This is a genomic window from Paenarthrobacter nicotinovorans (genome assembly GCF_021919345.1).
GTDB lineage: Bacteria > Actinomycetota > Actinomycetes > Actinomycetales > Micrococcaceae > Arthrobacter > Arthrobacter nicotinovorans.
Genome location: NZ_CP089293.1, coordinates 2770347 through 2785551, shown reverse-complemented (window position 1 = coordinate 2785551; position 15205 = coordinate 2770347). Strand labels below are relative to the sequence as shown.

Sequence of the window (15205 nt, the reverse complement as noted above, 5' to 3'; positions counted from 1 at the left end):
TCCATGTCCTCTGTGACTGACCTGCGTGCAAGCGCGACTGCCCTGGGGCCGTGGCCGGGTAACGATCCCGCCGAGGCCATCCGGATCATCCGCGGGGAGCTGGGGGACCCGCATCTTCCTTTCCTGCCCGAACTGCCGGCCCGCGGGGTCGGGTCCGATGCCGTCGGCCGGACGGGTTCACTGCTCGTGGACCTGGACATCGACGTCCAGCCGCATGGATGGCGTTTGGTGGACAGGCCCGGCAAGGATGAACGGCGCGCGAGCTCGGCCCTGGCAACGGACATCAACATTCTGGCCGACGTGGCCGGTGCCGAGGACGTCTCAGCGACTGAACTCAAGATCCAGCTGATGGGCCCGTTGAGCCTGGCCGCCAGCCTTCACCTGCACAACGGCGAACGCGCGCTGCTGGACTACGGCGCCAGGCGGGACATTGCGGATTCTTTGGCGGCGGGCGTAGCGGAACACCTCCGCAAACTCTCCGCGGCCGTACCTGGCGCCCGCCTGGTGGTCCAGGTGGACGAACCGGAGATCGCTTCAGTCATGGCCGGGACCATCCCGACGGCGAGCGGTTACCGAACGCTGAGATCCATCGACGGCGAGGAAGTCACTGGCGCGTGGCGGTTGGTGATCGACGCACTCAAAGCTGCGGGCGTCGTCGAGACCGTCATTTCCGTCCCGGAAATCGAAGCACCCATTGATCGGATACTCGCCGCGGGTGCCGACGGCGTGGCGGTGCCGTTGAGGGCGCTGACTACACGCCAATGGGAGCAGCTCGCCGGTGCCGTGGAGGGCGGGAAGCGGGTATGGGCCGGTGCGTTGCCGACCGGCGATCCCAGGGCCCTGCTACCCAAGACCTCCGACGTTGTGGAGAGCATCTGGAAGCCTTGGCGCCAGCTCGGCCTGGAGGCCTCCGGCCTTGCCGGTCTCCGGGTCACACCTTCCACGGGGCTGGCGGACTTTACGCCGTCGGCGGCCAAGGACGTGCTGACGAAGCTGACAAAGGTTGCCGATGGCCTGGACCAACTGGCCCAGGGCTAGATCCGCGGCTCCCAACGGTCCGGTTCGGCATAGCGCGGAAGGGCCGTGCCGGGGGCGGCGCCCGGCAGATAGGGCGCAAGCCGGTAGTCGAAACGACCCGCGTACACCAGCACCAGGCCGATCTGCGGCTGGATCACTTTGACTTGGATGCGGTGCTTGCCCTCGGCCTCATCCCACCACTGTTCTGCGTAGGCTTTCGCATCCAACGCGGCTGGGAGGGGAAGGCGCAGCGGTCCCAGGAACAGCCGGCTCGCCCTGGAAATACCGCGAAGGCGGCCTTCATCGGTAACCGTGACGTCAAGGTCCGTGACCAGGCGGCGATACCGGCCAATATGGTCCACCAAGCGCGCCCGTTCGTTGGGTTGCTGTCCCGACGGCAGGACGGCGCTCGTCGTATCGTGGAACAGCCGCGTGCCGGTGGGGAAGTAGATCTCCCGCCTGGCCGTCAGGGCCGGACGGCCGAACGGGTCAACGTGTGCGTGGTTCTCGATGCGGAAAGGAATGCCCTCACCGTACTCCGGGAAGAACGCTTGCTCGCTCCCCGTGAGGGCGAGCAGGGGCCGCAGCCACCTCTGCCGGCAACCGACGACGTCAAAAATACCCTCCCCGATGCCATACGATCCGGAGCCGGCCGCCAGGGAAAAGTACTCCTGCACTTCCGGAGCCAACCTGGTGAAGTCATCACCGAGGGCAAGCTGGTAAATTGGCGCGTTCATGGCTGTCCTTCCTGGATCTGGAAACTAGAGACGACCGGCTGCTTTGAGCCTTATGTAGGTATCGGCGAGCAAAGGCGGCACGTCCAGCGGTTCGGCATCCACCACTTCGGCACCAAGCTGGCGCAATTGGGCAGTGACTGCCGCGCGCTCAAGAAGCGCGCGTTCGGCAGCGGCGGCCCGGAACACCTGGCTGGCCGTGGTCCGTTCGGCCTTCATCGCCGCAAGCAGGGGATCGCGAACCGAAGCAACAATCACCACGTGCTGGCGGGACAGTTGCGCCACGGTGGGGAGCAGTCCTTCTTCGGGGGCCCCGCCGTCGAGCGCCGTCAAAAGCACCACCAGCGAACGGTGCGCCGACACGGCGCGTACTTGCCCCGGGATCTGCTGCCAGTCAAGTTCGATCAGCTCTGCTTCCAACGGCGCCATTGCCTGGACGAGCTGCCCCAGCAGGTTCCCCTTGGACGCCGACTCGACCCTGGCGCGGAGCCTCCGGTCATACGCAAGGAAGTCCACGCGGTCCCCGCCGCGTTCGGCCAGCACCGCAAGCAGCAGCGCTGCCTCGATTCCCGTATCGAGCCGCGGTTCGTCCTCTATCCTGGCGGCCGCTGTTCGGGACGTGTCAAGCACGACGACGACGCGACGGTCGCGTTCCGGGCGCCAGGTCCTGACCACCACGGACGTGCGGCGGGCGGTGGCGCGCCAGTCGATGGACCGGACGTCATCGCCCCGGACGTAATCCCGTAGCGAGTCGAACTCGGTTCCGGCACCGCGGATCTGCACCGCTGCGCGGCCGTCCAGTTCACGGAGCTTCCTGAGCTTGGAGGGAAGATGGCGTTTCGAATGGAATGGTGGCAACACCCGCAACTGCCCGGGGAGTGGCCGGGTGCGTTGTCGGGCCGCCAAACCCAAGGGCCCCGACGAGCGGATGGTCACGTGCGGGCTTTCCAGATCCCCGCGTCTCCTGGGAACCAACGTTACAGTCATCCGGCGACGCTCGCCCGCAGGAACGGCCAAGCGCTGCACGGGATTCGTGGCTCCGGCGGACGGCTGCCACGCATCCCGAATGACGGCGTTCAGTTTCCGTCCGGTGGCGTTGGTCACCGACACCACAGATTCCGCGCTGCCTGCCAATGTGACATTCCCGGGTTGCAGACGCTCCAGGACAAGCTTTGCCGGGGACGCTGCCAGAAGCAGATCCAGAACAAGCGCCAGTACCAGGACCACGCACACCAGCAGTACCGTCGGCCAGGACGGGAACAGCACCAGTGGCACCAACCCTGCCAGGGCCAGCACTACGAAGCGACCGGTGATGGCCATTCAGGCCCCCTCGGCCAAGCGGACTCGGATCACCGCGGCACCGGAACCGAGGCGAGAATGCTCCCCAGGACGTCGTCCACCTGGATACCGTCCATTTGGGCTTCGGGCCGGAGCCCCACCCGGTGCCGGAGACACGGAAGTGACAAAGCTTTGACGTCGTCGGGTGTCACGAAGGTCCGGCCGGACAGCCAGGCCCACGCCTTGGCCGTATTGAGCAGTGCGGTGGCACCACGGGGGGAGACGCCCAGTTGGAAGGACGGAGCGGACCTGGTCGCGCGGACAATGTCGACGATGTAAGACAGAAGTTCCGGAGCAACGGCAACCTGTGCAACTGCAGCCTGCGCCGATGAAAGGTCCGAGGCGCCCGCCACCGGCCGTACCCCGGCCGCAGCAAGGTCCCGCGGGTCAAAGCCATTGGCATGGCGTCGAATGACCTCGATCTCCTCCGCCCGTCCGGGCAGCGGCATGGTCAATTTGAGGAGGAAGCGGTCAAGCTGAGCTTCCGGGAGGGGGTAGGTTCCTTCGTACTCCACCGGGTTCTGGGTTGCCGCCACGATGAAAGGGACGGGGAGGGGACGCGAGACGCCATCAACCGACACCTGCCGCTCTTCCATCGCTTCCAGCAATGAAGCTTGGGTCTTGGGCGGCGTCCGGTTGATTTCGTCGGCCAACATGATGTTGGTGAAGACAGGGCCCTCGCGGAACGTGAATTCCGAGGAATGGGAGTCATAGACAAGCGAGCCCGTCACGTCGCCCGGCATCAGGTCCGGGGTGAACTGAACACGCTTGGTGTCCAGGCTCAGAGCCGTGGACAACGCCCGCACCAGGAGCGTTTTCGCCACACCTGGAACACCCTCCAACAGGACATGCCCGCCACAGAGCAGAGCGATCAGCATCCCGGTCACAGTGGGATCCTGCCCGACGACGGCCTTGCCGACTTCATCACGCACATTCAGCAGCGACTGGCGCGCCGGGTCCCCGGCAACCTGACGCTGGTGGCTTTCGTCGCTGGCCGGCACTTGGTTGTGCTGTGTCGAGGCATCGCCTTGCGGCGCGGCGTCGTCTTGTGTCATCGGGGCGTGTCGTGGCATCGCCCCGCCCGCGTACTGGCTGTTTGAGTCCGTGTAACTGTTCGGCTGGCTGCTCATCGGCTCCTGGCCTCCTGTTCTATTCGTTCAAGCTCTTGTGCCCACTGCACCAGTCGTCCTTCGGTTCCCGGCCTGAAGTCGACCAGGACTGACCGAACTTCCGGGGCCGGCCTCCCCAGCCGCCGGGCGGATGCGTCCACTACGGCGTCCGTGCTTGCGTCCGCTCCGAGGTTGAAATGGCGGGCAAGGCGGGTCAGGGTGCCCGCCCGCAGGTTCCCGGCCGCTCGTTCCACTGCCCGCGCATCCTGGTAAAGCCGTGCCCTTCCTTCGGCCGTTTCGGCTGCCTTGACCACAACGGGAAGTGGTTCGAAAACAAGGGGTCCAAGCCGCCGCCCACGCCAGCCGATGGCCAGCAGAGTCACGATGCCCAGCCAAGGCCCTGCGTAAGCCAACCATTTGGGTGCAAGTTCGCTGAGTGTGGGAGCCGTATCGGTCGCGGAGATGTCCTTGACTCCGGGCAGATACCAGATGAGGTCGGGGTTGTTCCCCAGTGTACGAAGCGCCAGTGCGGCGTTGCCCTGCGTGGCAAGATGCTCATTGTCCACCAGGTCCGTGCTGCCCAGGACTATCAACCGGCCGTCGGTTGATGCTGCATACAAACCGGGCCCGTCACCGCGGCTGGAGTAGCACATCTCGGGTCCCGCATAGACGGAGCCCTGCGCTGACACCGGGCCCGAGACCGTGGCATCCTCCACGGTACAGGCAGGTTCGATGACCGTTTGGCCCTCGGGAATCACACCGCCGGGACGGAATCCGGGACCAAGCCCGTTGAGTGTTCGCAGCCTTGGCTTGACCACCACCACGCGGTCTGCGGCTGCCGCGAGGTCCTGAATCCGGGATTGGTCGAGGTACCCGCGGGGGTCATAGAGAAAGACCGTGGTCTGGTCCTTATCCGACAACGCCGACACCGTGTCGTCGTATGATTCCGTGGTGGTCAGGGCCACTCCGTGCCGTCCCAGGATCTCCGCCGCGGCCATTGCCCCATCGGGGGCCGGGTTCCGCGCGGAGAGCGCCCGGGAGTCCGTCCCGCCGGACATGCTGGTGACGGCAAGATACGTCACCAAACCCACCAGAAGTGCGCCGAGCGCAATCCACGTCAGGTGTTTCCGGAACCATTGGGTGAAAGCCTGCCCGGGGGAGGGGACAGGGGATCCTGCCTCATGATCCTGAGCGGGCTGTTTGGCGGTCAGTGTCATCGGGGCACCGCGAATCCAGTGTGGACGGCGCCGTCAAAGTCGGGCTTCATCGTCAGCAATTCGGCATCCAGCCCGCGGGTGGACTCATAGTCGGCGCGGGTTGCACCCTGCTCACCGTAGCGGACGGCATCGAACAGGAGGGCTGCTGCACCCAGGCGCGGTTGCACCGTGCTGAAGACCTGCCCCAGTTGCGCCGATGCTTCATCCGCGGTCCTGCCGGCCCGGACATCGATGATGTCCCGCTCTTCCGCCGATCGCACCAAAGCCCGGAACTGATCGACGACGGCGGCCGCCCAGTCGCCGTCGTTGGCAGCAGCTGACGCCCGTCTCCGGTAACCGTCGGCGTCGGCGGTGGCGTCGGCACCATAAATGTCATCGGTGCGGTTGGCGCGGCGGGCATTCAGCCGGGGTCGGACCACGAAAACCGCCACGATGATGAGCACCACGGCGATGGCAACAATCGCGGGCAGGGCGAAGTTGGTGCCCGGACCTGTTCCGTCGCCCTCCAACGATGAAAGCCAATCAAGGAAGTCACGCCATAGCTGGTCCAGCCATCCGGGGCGGGCATCGGAATATTGGGGTTTTCCAAGTTCTTCGATGGCCCAGCGCCGGGCTTCGTCGCGCTCCGGAGTCACAGGTGGTTCCATCGATAACAAAGGAGTAATCACTGCTACGGGTGATGCCGTCATACCGTGGGCCAGCCGACAGGACCCGGCGCAGCCGAGGGGCCGCCGGGCACTCCGTCAGGGTTGGCGCCCGTCTCCAGCATCCTCATCAACTCAACATCAAGGCCGTCGCGCCGCATGCGGAGATCCATGTAGATCAACGCAGAGACAGAGGACTGGAAAGCGAACGTCACCGATCCCACGAGGGCTTGGATTGCGGCGGTGATGACAGTGGTGATGACAAGCATGGAAGTGGTGGTTTCAGCATCGGGATGGGGTGCCACGGTTTCGCTGATGAATGCTGCAGCCAGGGATGCCGGGATCTGGACAACCTGGGCGATGATTCCCAGCATCAGTGTCACCACCAGGGTGATCCCGAATATCCGCCACCAATTGTTTTTGGTCAGCTGCCAGGACCGGAGGAGGCCGTCGTAGACGCCCGTTTGCTCCACCACGATGACGGCCGGCGAAAGCATCAGTTTCAGGGCGATCCAAACAAAGACGACGATGGAGCCAAGGCCGAGGGGAAGGACAATCAACAGCGCACCGGGTCCCATCGCGGTCAACAGGAGCACTGCGATGCCTACCACGGCGGCCCAAGCCAGTATTCCGCCGATGGTCAACAGCCCGGCAACGCCCAACAAGGGAAGGATCCGTTTCCCGGCAAGCTTCCACATCTGTTTGAAGCCCGTCCGCCGGTTGAGGACGGAACGGGCGACAGGGACTGCCAGAACACCCTGAAGGACAGACCCGAGGAATCCAAGCAGCAGCGTGACCCCGAGGGCTCCCGCCATAATGGCGAAAATCGGGCCCATGGCTTCAGTGAATTCAGCCCTGGAGTCCACTGATTCCAGGGAGACCGTCATTTGGAGCATCACCAGTGAGATAACGCCGGTGAAGACTGCTCCCAGCGCCTGCACGAGCAACGCCGAGCCAAACATGGAGGCAGCGTTGCGACGGATCGTCTGGAAGGATCCGTCCAGGATTTCGCCGAACTGCAACGGACGCAGCGGGATGACTCCCGGTTTGGGAGGAGCTATGTACTGAGGCTGGCCATACGGAGGTCCCGGTGGCCATGCAGGACCAGGGGCGCCCTGCCAATTCTGTGCCTGGTTTTGGGGGGCCGTCCACGCCGGCGGTCCGCCCCACTGCGGTTGGTTACCCCACGCAGGCTGTGCCCCGGGCACCTGGCCACCCGGTACTTGACCACCGGGCGGCATCCCGTATGGTGGCTGGTTTCCCGACGCCGGCTGGCCATCTGTCGGCGAATGATGGCCGTGGTCTGGCTGTGACACGTTTCCTCCCCATGAGGTCCGGTCCGCCGACAGTCGACGTCCCCCAGGCGGACCTTCGCACCCAGCCTATAGTCCCGCCGTCGTCCCTCATAGCCCGCCGCACGAGCAGTGTTTGCGGGCGTGCCGCGCCCCGGTGCAGTACGGTGGAACTGCCCCTTGGGCGCCATGCCGTGCACGGCGCCCGACAGGACAAAGACTTGGTGATAAGGGAATATATAACTATGAAGGCACGCATTCTGGTAGTTGACGACGACGAAGCACTCGCAGAGATGATTGGCATCGTCCTGCGGAATGATGGCTTCGAGCCGGTGTTCTGCGCAGATGGCGGCCAGGCACTGGACGTGTTCCGTTCGTCCAAGCCGGACCTTGTGCTGCTTGACCTTATGCTGCCTGGCTCTGACGGCATCGAGGTATGCCGGCAAATCCGTGGGGAATCGGATGTTCCGATCGTCATGCTCACCGCCAAGTCGGACACCTCGGATGTAGTTCGCGGACTCGAATCCGGTGCAGACGACTACGTTCCGAAGCCCTTCAAGCCCGCCGAACTGGTTGCCCGCGTCCGTGCGCGACTGCGTCCGGGCGACCAGAAGGCCCCCGAGACCTTGCGCATTGCGGACGTGACCATCGACGTCGCCGGTCACCTGGTGACCCGTGGGGGAGACCGCATCTCGCTTACTCCCCTAGAGTTCGACCTCCTGGTTGCCTTGGCGCGGAAGCCGTGGCAGGTCTTTACCCGTGAATTGCTCCTGGAACAGGTCTGGGGCTACCGGCATGCCGCTGACACGCGTTTGGTCAACGTCCACGTCCAGCGTCTGCGCTCCAAGATTGAACGCGATCCTGAAGCGCCTGAGGTCGTTTTGACGGTGCGTGGTGTCGGATATAAAGCAGGTTCCTGAGTCTCCGGTCGGGAAGACCGGCACGCCTGAAGAAGCCCAGGGATCATCAGGTCCTGACGCAGAAGGCGTGGGTACCGGAAGCCCGGCTCTGCCGTCCACACCGGAACCATCACCACCGCGGCCGGTCCGGAACCTGCCGTGGTTCTTCTCACGTGCCCGGATCTGGACGCGTCGCGGGCTGATCCTGGTCCTTCGGGTTTCCCGCCTCGTTTCCATCGGCGTACGCCAGATCAAACCGGGGTTGCGCTTCCTGTGGCGTTCGATCCTCCGCCGCTGGCGGCGTTCCCTGGAGTTCCGCACGGTCCTCACCACCTTGCTGCTGGCCGTTACATCCTTCGCGATCGTCGGCGCCTACCTGTCCAACCAGATCGCCAACAACCTCTTCCAGGAACGCCTGGCCCAGGCTGAATCGGAGTCCCGCTACAACGTCAAACAAGTCCAGGACACGTTCGACGGCGCACAGGTCACCGACCAGTCGAGCGTCATCACCCTCGTCTACGACACGTTGACAGCAGTCGAAGGCCGCGGCTCGGTCATCCAGCGAAGGTATGTCTTCGAAGCGGCACCGGAGCAGACCAAACCCCGCAACCGGTGGGTCGAGTCGCGTGCCTCGGACCAGCTGACCATCCGGGTAATACCCCCCGACCTCCGCAAGGCCGTTCAAGAAGGTGGCAAGCAACAGTTCTGGGCACCTACCCAATTCCCGGTGGGCAATGAGGACCGCCCCGGCATTGCCGTTGGAAACAAAGTCACCTTCAATGGCACTGTCTATGAGCTTTACCTGATTTACGACCTCAACACCGCGCAACAGACCCTGGACGAGATCCAGAATGTTCTGTGGGCAGGAGGTGCAGCCCTTGTCCTGATGATCGGTGCCATTGCCTGGTACGTCACGCGAAACGTCGTCAGTCCGGTCAGCCATGCCGCCGTCGTCTCGGAGAAGCTGGCTGCAGGGCAGCTGCAGGAACGCATGGTTGTGAAGGGCGAAGACGAAGTAGCCAGGTTGGGCGCATCCTTCAACCACATGGCGGCAAGCCTTCAGGAACAGATCACCCAGTTGGCTACTTTGTCGCAGATGCAGCAACGCTTCGTCTCCGATGTGTCCCACGAATTGCGAACTCCGTTGACCACCGTGCGGATGGCGGCCGAAGTCCTCTTCGATGCCCGTGAGGATTTCGACCCCATGAACAAGAGGTCGGCCGAGTTGTTGTACTACCAGGTTGAGCGCTTCCAGTCATTGTTGTCGGACCTGCTGGAAATCTCCCGCTTCGACGCTGGTGCCGCTGTCCTCGACGCCGAACCCCAGGACATCTTCCAGGTCGTAGCCCATGTGATGGAAGGCGCGGCTCCCGTGGCCGAAGAGTACGGTTCGGAAGTCCGCCTCAACGCGCGGGAGAAGAACATCATCGTGGAGATGGATTCGCGGAGAATCGAAAGGATCCTCCGCAACCTGTTGCTGAACGCGCTTGAACACGGCGAAGGCAAACCGATCCATATTTCGGTCGCGGCCAACCACGACGCCGTGGCCGTGTCCGTCAGGGACCACGGCATAGGTATGAGCCAGGCTGAGGCGGCCCGGGTATTCGATCGTTTTTGGCGCGCGGACCCCGCACGTGCCCGGACCACTGGTGGCAGCGGCCTTGGCCTTTCAATCGCGGCCGAGGACACCAAACTCCACAACGGGTGGCTGCAGGCATGGGGCCAAAAGGGCTCCGGATCCAACTTCCGGTTGACACTGCCTCTCCGGCAGGGAGGTTCGATCGTCAAGTCCCCGCTGCTGCTTGAGCCTGCAGACATTGATTTCCCCGGTTCCGCAAGTGAGCGCCAAGTACTTGTGATCGGTACTGAAAACACCAGCACCGCGCCTGAATCCTCATCGGACAGCGAAGAGCCGGCCGCCCGGGATCACGAAGCAGGGGAGAAGCCATGACTCAGCCCGGACGCCGGCGCCGCGGGGTAATCCTCGCGCTGTTGGCTGTCATCATGCTGCTGCTCTCATCCTGTGCACAGATTCCGCGTTCGGGCCCGGTTGGCAAGAGCAAGGACGAAGGCGCTGGAAATCCCAACGCACCGGTGTTTTTCCCCGCTGCGCCCCGTGAGGGATCAAGTCCCGAAGCGATCATCGAGGACTTCTACATGGCCGGCAGCGGCTATGAGGATGACTATCCTGTGGCCCGCCAGTACTTGACGCAGGCCCAGTCGGTTACGTGGAAGCCGGATAAGCGGGCGATCGTTTTCCGCGAGGCAGAAGTGGTCAAGTCCTCCGGGGAAAACGAGTACCTTTACGTGCTCGACCTCGCCTACTCCGTGGACGCCGACGGCGTTGCGACGCAATACCCGCCCGGGACCAAGGAGACCATCCCGCTGACGCTCGAACAGGTGGAGGGTCAGTGGCGGATCTCCAAGGTGCCGGACGGAACCGCGATTCCCGAGGAAACGTTCAAGGTGATCTACGGAGCGTTCCCCATCTACTTCTATGACCCAACCTTCACCTATGCGGTGCCCGATTACCGGTGGTTCATCAAGAAGAACACGGTCAAATCCATGACCAGTGCCTTGCTGGCCGGTCCGGCGCCGTATCTGCGGGGGGCAGTTGTCAGTGCCTTCCCGTCAGGAATGAAGCTCGCGCGTGAATCCGTTCCGGTCGTTTCAGGTGCTGCGCAGGTGGATCTCTCGGCCAAGGAGTTGTTCGACGCTTCTGCGGAAGACCGCCAAAGGATGCAGAACCAGTTGGCTCTAACGTTCCGTAGCCAACCGGATGTCATCAACGTGCAATTGCGGGCAGACCAGGACCTGGTCCGTGTGGAAGACAATGGCACGGTCCTGCCACCAGTGGTGGACAAGACCGTTCCGGCCCGGCAGATCGCGGTGAACAACGGCGAGCTGGTTCGTTACGAAAACAACCGGATCACGCCGCTCCCCGATATCCAGTCGGTCGCCGGGCTCGGTCCGCATTCGCCTGCCGAATCACCGGCATCCCAGACAACTGCCTTCCTCAACGGGGACAAGACCACCCTTTATTCGATCGAACCCGGCCAGCCCGCCCGCCAGCTGACTACCAGAAGTACCCTCACCGGTCCATCCTTCAGTCCGCAGGACTGGGTGTGGACAGCGGGTCCGGGGGCCAACGGGGCGGCAGAAGTGGTGGCCTACAAACCCACCGGCATCGCGCCCGGTATGGCAATTCCCAACGTGACCATAACCCCGTCATGGCTTTCCGGTCGCACCGTGAAGGACTTCAGGGTTTCCCGGGAGGGAACCAGGGCGCTGGTCATTTCCGAGGCCAACGGGAAATCCACCGTGCAGATCGCCGGCATCGTCCGGAATCCCGATGGCGTGCCCAAGGATCTCACTGCTCCCATCACGCTCCTCACCACCGGGGCGGCAGACCAGGGAGTCTGGGTGAATGCTTCGACCGTGGCAGTGATGTCCGCTTCGGCCACGTCCACAGTGGTTCCGGAGCTGCTCTCCCTCGCATCGGGTGAAGCACAACAACTCGCACCCTGGGATGGCCTGACCAGCATCAGCGCGGGCAATGGTCCCGAGCAGATCTTCGGCCAATCCGAGGCCGGAATCTTCCAACGGGTCGGAAACGGCTGGGAGCTGCAACTCAAAGGTCCCACGGAGCCGGCTTTCCCAGGGTGAGACCTGCGGACAGAGTATCCACATAGCACGCTTCGTATCTTCATCCTTCGCTGGCCCCGGTACAAACTGGGTCGATGAACCTTTCACCCGGCAGTTGGCCGTCCAGCGGAGGAAGCCGTACCGCACCGGACCCTGACCTGCTGGCGCCCGACCCGGGGAGGGCACGTCGCCGCGGACGGGACGACAGTCGGATTGCCCGGCTGATTGCGGCCTTGGAAGGCGCGCTGGAAGACCTTCGGACAATTGTGGTTCCGGTCGAATGCGTCTGTTGCGGTGCGGAAGATACCGTCCTTTGCGCAGGCTGCGCCAAGCGTGTGCGCCAATTGTGTGGTCAGCCCTTCCGGGCAGAGCTGCAATCGCCGGCCCTTGTTACTGTCGACGGCGGAGCGAGGCTCGGCGTGGTGGCTGCGGGACCCTACCGGGACGAATTGGCACAATGCCTGCTCTCGTTCAAGCATTACGGCCAGTGGCGTCTGGCGGGTGTTTTGGCAGGTTGCCTTGGGAAGGCCGTGGATGCTGCCGTCGGCAATGAGAGCGGCTACTGCCTTGTGCCCGTTCCCACCAGCGGCGGCGCCTACCGTAAGCGCGGATTCAGTCCACTGCATTTGATGCTCCTCATACTCCGGTTGCGCCACTCGCAGGCCCAATGCCCACACCGTGATGTGCTGACCAAGGTGCGGTTTTTACCCTTCCGCAGGGACGGTCGGGGATCCCTTCAGGCACTGTTGCCAGGAATCGCGGATGCAATTCCGGGTCGTCAAGGCAGCGACGGCGGTTCAGGCCAGAAGGGGCTGGGGCGCGGAGAAAGGGCTCGCAAAGTCAGGGGTTCCATGCGCGTCAGGCGTACACGGACCAGACTGATCCGGGGAATGGGATGCATCCTTGTGGACGACGTCCTCACGACAGGGGCAACCCTTGCCGAGGCAGCACGTGCGGTGGAGGCCGCAGGAGGCGTGGTCTGCGGAGCAGTCGTGTTGGCGGCCACGAGGCCACCAGCCTACGCCTCAATCGCGCCCGCACACGACCACCTGTGAAGCTGTTAAGACTCAATCAAAAAATAAGTGGCCAAAGGATGAATAACGCGTTGCGATGAACTAACGTCGATTGTGGGTACCAAGAAAAGATGTACCTGTCGATAGCGGCTCGGAAAGGGGCTCGACTGTCCGTCAGATCAGCCCCCAACAGTGCCGTTGTCGTGTCACCTGAGTTATTTGGAGGGCACCATGGAGTTCATGATCAGCGGACGAAATCTGACAGTTTCAGACCGCTTTCGCGAATACGCCGGCGAGAAAATCTCAAAGATTGAATCGTTGGGGGACAAGGTCCAGCGAGTAGACGCCAAGGTTTCCAAGGAAACCAATCCCCGGCAGACGCCGGGTGAGCTCACCGTCGAAGTGACAGTCCTGGGCCGTGGCCCCGTCATCCGTGCAGAGGCCACAGCCGCTGACAAATTCGCTGCCTTCGATCTGGCGTACAACAAGCTGCTTGAGAGGCTTCGTCGTGCGAAGGACCGGAAAAAGGTGCACCACGGCCGGCACACGCCCAAGGCCGTGCGGGAAGCTACGGCAACTCTTGAACCCGCAAGTGCCAACGAGCCTCTCTACGTGGAGGCCAGCAACCACCAGGAGGCTGCTGCGGAAACAGTGGAGCATTCTCCTTATGACATCGAGAACGACATCCCCGCCGGCGACTCGCCTGTTTTGATCCGCCGGAAGGTGTTCCCCGCGGCATCCCTGACCCTGGATGACGCGGTGGACAACATGGAACTGGTGGGGCACAACTTCTACCTCTTCCTGGATAAGGAAACCAACGCTCCATCGGTTGTCTATCGGCGCAGTGGCTGGACCTACGGTGTGATTACCCTCGATTCCACCTGCGAACCCGGCGAAGATGCCGTCGAGGAGAAAATCCTCGCGTATCGGTCCGATGACCAAGCAGCCACCGCCAAGTAAGGCCTGCATCTGACGAAGGGATACCAATGACCGCTTCGCTGAGCCTCTCGCAGGCACGGCGGATCGCATTGGCAGCTCAAGGATTGGCAAAGGTCCGGCCCGCTGGCCCCGTGACTTCACGGGCAGTGGGCCGGACCTTTGCCCAACTGCAGCTTGTCCAGATCGATTCTGTCAATGTCCTCGCGCGCAGCCACTACCTTCCGTTCTTCTCGCGGCTGGGAAACTACGACACCAACATTCTTTTCAACCTCTCGTCCCGCAAGCCGCGGAAAATGATGGAGTACTGGGCGCACGAGGCAAGCTTCATACGACCCGAGCATTTTGCGGACCTGCTTCTGTGGCAAAAGCGGGCGTGGGTGGGGGCGCATCGCCTGGATCCGGGTATTCGTCGGGACATGGAAGACCGGATTTTGGCGGCTCTGGGCAGCGGGCCGCCCATGACGGCGTCGGAACTCACCGCAAAACTCGGACACAATCCCGCAGCCGATCGCGATAACTGGGGCTGGAACTGGAACATCGTCAAAAGGGTCCTGGAGCACCTTTTTGAAGAAGGGCGCGTTTCAGCCGCTTCGCGGACTCCCCAGTTTGAGCGCAAATACACCCCCACCTCCCGGGTGGTCTCCACCTATCCCACGGCTGCCGTGGATGCTGAGGAAGCCCTTGACCGCCTTATTGAGGCAGCAGCCCAGGCCCACGGCATAGGAACCGTTAGGTGCTTTTCCGACTACTTCCGGACGCCGCTCAAAGCGGGGGCGGAATCAGTCCGAAGGCTGGTGGGCGCGGGCGTGCTGGAGCCAGTGACGGTCCGGGGATGGGAACGGGAGACTTTCAAGCACGTCAATGCCAGGCTTCCACGGAAGGCCGAAGGGCGGGCGCTGCTGAGTCCCTTTGACTCCCTTGTCTTCGAACGGCGGCGTCTTGAGGAACTGTTTGGATTCCACTACCGGATCGAGATCTACACCCCTGCCGCGAAGCGCCGGTTCGGCTATTACGTGCTGCCCTTCCTGCTCAGGGAGGGCCTCGCAGCCAGGGTTGACCTGAAGGCAGACCGTGCATCAGGTCAGCTGCTGGTTCGCTCGGCGTTCCGTGAGCCGGACGCGCCGGCGGATACCGCCGTCGAGCTCGCTGCTGAACTTGGGCTCATGGCGACTTGGCTCGGACTGCAGGAAGTGGTGGTGTGGCCGGTAGGGGATCTCGCCGGTGACCTGGCGGACGCGGTCACAGGACCTCCGGCGCCTCCCTATGCCGAACCCCGAAACGCCAGTCCGCTCAGAGGTGAACCCGGCCGCGCTGCCTTGGTCTCTCCCGTAGACTGAAACAGCCAGAATTCGGCAGCA

General features: G+C 63.4%; 14 protein-coding genes. 7 read left to right on the top strand and 7 right to left on the bottom strand.

Annotation, left to right across the window (positions count from 1 at the left end; genetic code table 11):
• Positions 1–3 precede the first annotated feature (3 nt).
• Entirely contained in the window at positions 4–1038 is a 1035-nt protein-coding gene (locus JMY29_RS12945; RefSeq protein WP_018776450.1) for a uroporphyrinogen decarboxylase/cobalamine-independent methonine synthase family protein, read from the top strand.
• On the opposite strand, the gene JMY29_RS12940 is transcribed toward JMY29_RS12945, so the two are convergent.
• Genes JMY29_RS12940 through JMY29_RS12915 form a run of 6 tightly spaced genes read right to left on the bottom strand, consistent with a single transcriptional unit; the run spans position 1035 to position 7081 of the window.
• Positions 1035–1754: a DUF4166 domain-containing protein gene (locus tag JMY29_RS12940; RefSeq protein WP_189075178.1), complete on the bottom strand. Its 720-nt coding sequence runs from the start codon at positions 1752–1754 to the stop codon at positions 1035–1037. The two genes, JMY29_RS12945 and JMY29_RS12940, sit on opposite strands and share 4 nt — an antisense overlap.
• Positions 1755–1778: 24 nt before the next feature.
• A complete protein-coding gene (locus JMY29_RS12935; protein WP_189075177.1) occupies positions 1779–3071 on the bottom strand; it encodes a DUF58 domain-containing protein in 1293 nt (430 codons plus the stop codon).
• 29 nt (positions 3072–3100) lie between these two features.
• The gene (locus JMY29_RS12930) at positions 3101–4219 is read right to left on the bottom strand and encodes an AAA family ATPase (RefSeq protein WP_189075176.1); all 1119 of its coding nucleotides are present in this window, start codon (positions 4217–4219) and stop codon (positions 3101–3103) included.
• Positions 4216–5415, bottom strand: coding sequence for a DUF4350 domain-containing protein (locus tag JMY29_RS12925; RefSeq protein ID WP_189075175.1), 1200 nt, complete (start codon positions 5413–5415; stop codon positions 4216–4218). The genes JMY29_RS12930 and JMY29_RS12925 overlap by 4 nt, the downstream gene beginning before the upstream one ends.
• Positions 5412–6050: a DUF4129 domain-containing protein gene (locus JMY29_RS12920; protein WP_179128288.1), complete on the bottom strand. Its 639-nt coding sequence runs from the start codon at positions 6048–6050 to the stop codon at positions 5412–5414. The genes JMY29_RS12925 and JMY29_RS12920 overlap by 4 nt, the downstream gene beginning before the upstream one ends.
• 50 nt (positions 6051–6100) lie before the next feature.
• Entirely contained in the window at positions 6101–7081 is a 981-nt protein-coding gene (locus JMY29_RS12915; protein WP_018776444.1) for a DUF7847 domain-containing protein, read from the bottom strand.
• 515 nt (positions 7082–7596) lie between these two features.
• On the opposite strand from JMY29_RS12915, the gene mtrA reads away from it, so the two are divergent.
• Genes mtrA through JMY29_RS12900 form a run of 3 tightly spaced genes read left to right on the top strand, consistent with a single transcriptional unit; the run spans position 7597 to position 11916 of the window.
• Positions 7597–8271 carry an MtrAB system response regulator MtrA gene (gene mtrA, locus JMY29_RS12910; RefSeq protein WP_018776443.1) on the top strand — a complete coding sequence of 225 codons (675 nt, stop codon included), beginning with the start codon at positions 7597–7599 and terminating at the stop codon, positions 8269–8271.
• Positions 8243–10201 carry an MtrAB system histidine kinase MtrB gene (gene mtrB / locus JMY29_RS12905; protein ID WP_055971959.1) on the top strand — a complete coding sequence of 653 codons (1959 nt, stop codon included), beginning with the start codon at positions 8243–8245 and terminating at the stop codon, positions 10199–10201. Before mtrA ends, mtrB begins: the two co-directional genes overlap by 29 nt.
• A complete protein-coding gene (locus JMY29_RS12900; RefSeq protein WP_018776441.1) occupies positions 10198–11916 on the top strand; it encodes an LpqB family beta-propeller domain-containing protein in 1719 nt (572 codons plus the stop codon). Before mtrB ends, JMY29_RS12900 begins: the two co-directional genes overlap by 4 nt.
• A gap of 83 nt (positions 11917–11999) precedes the next feature.
• On the opposite strand, the gene JMY29_RS12895 is transcribed toward JMY29_RS12900, so the two are convergent.
• Complete coding sequence (locus tag JMY29_RS12895) at positions 12000–12521, bottom strand: hypothetical protein (RefSeq protein ID WP_229778547.1); 522 nt, start codon at positions 12519–12521, stop codon at positions 12000–12002.
• A gap of 264 nt (positions 12522–12785) precedes the next feature.
• Between JMY29_RS12895 and JMY29_RS12890 the strand changes: the two genes are divergently transcribed.
• From JMY29_RS12890 to JMY29_RS12880, 3 genes are all read left to right on the top strand, one after another.
• The gene (locus JMY29_RS12890) at positions 12786–12950 is read left to right on the top strand and encodes a phosphoribosyltransferase family protein (protein ID WP_229778546.1); all 165 of its coding nucleotides are present in this window, start codon (positions 12786–12788) and stop codon (positions 12948–12950) included.
• A gap of 189 nt (positions 12951–13139) precedes the next feature.
• Positions 13140–13868, top strand: coding sequence for a ribosome hibernation-promoting factor, HPF/YfiA family (hpf, locus tag JMY29_RS12885; RefSeq protein ID WP_018776439.1), 729 nt, complete (start codon positions 13140–13142; stop codon positions 13866–13868).
• Positions 13869–13894: 26 nt separating this feature from the next.
• On the top strand, positions 13895–15184 hold the full coding sequence (locus JMY29_RS12880; protein WP_189075174.1) for a winged helix-turn-helix domain-containing protein: 1290 nt from the start codon (positions 13895–13897) through the stop codon (positions 15182–15184).
• The last annotated feature ends 21 nt before the right edge of the window (positions 15185–15205 follow it).

Bases quoted from the DNA above. Each gene is read 5' to 3' on its own strand.
- JMY29_RS12945 (WP_018776450.1), top strand. From the start codon at position 4: ATGTCCTCTGTGACTGACCTGCGTGCAAGCGCGACTGCCCTGGGGCCG.
- JMY29_RS12940 (WP_189075178.1), bottom strand. From the start codon at position 1,754: ATGAACGCGCCAATTTACCAGCTTGCCCTCGGTGATGACTTCACCAGG.
- JMY29_RS12935 (WP_189075177.1), bottom strand. From the start codon at position 3,071: ATGGCCATCACCGGTCGCTTCGTAGTGCTGGCCCTGGCAGGGTTGGTG.
- JMY29_RS12930 (WP_189075176.1), bottom strand. From the start codon at position 4,219: ATGAGCAGCCAGCCGAACAGTTACACGGACTCAAACAGCCAGTACGCG.
- JMY29_RS12925 (WP_189075175.1), bottom strand. From the start codon at position 5,415: ATGACACTGACCGCCAAACAGCCCGCTCAGGATCATGAGGCAGGATCC.
- mtrA (WP_018776443.1), top strand. From the start codon at position 7,597: ATGAAGGCACGCATTCTGGTAGTTGACGACGACGAAGCACTCGCAGAG.
- JMY29_RS12900 (WP_018776441.1), top strand. From the start codon at position 10,198: ATGACTCAGCCCGGACGCCGGCGCCGCGGGGTAATCCTCGCGCTGTTG.
- JMY29_RS12895 (WP_229778547.1), bottom strand. From the start codon at position 12,521: ATGCAGTGGACTGAATCCGCGCTTACGGTAGGCGCCGCCGCTGGTGGG.
- JMY29_RS12890 (WP_229778546.1), top strand. From the start codon at position 12,786: ATGGGATGCATCCTTGTGGACGACGTCCTCACGACAGGGGCAACCCTT.
- hpf (WP_018776439.1), top strand. From the start codon at position 13,140: ATGGAGTTCATGATCAGCGGACGAAATCTGACAGTTTCAGACCGCTTT.
- JMY29_RS12880 (WP_189075174.1), top strand. From the start codon at position 13,895: ATGACCGCTTCGCTGAGCCTCTCGCAGGCACGGCGGATCGCATTGGCA.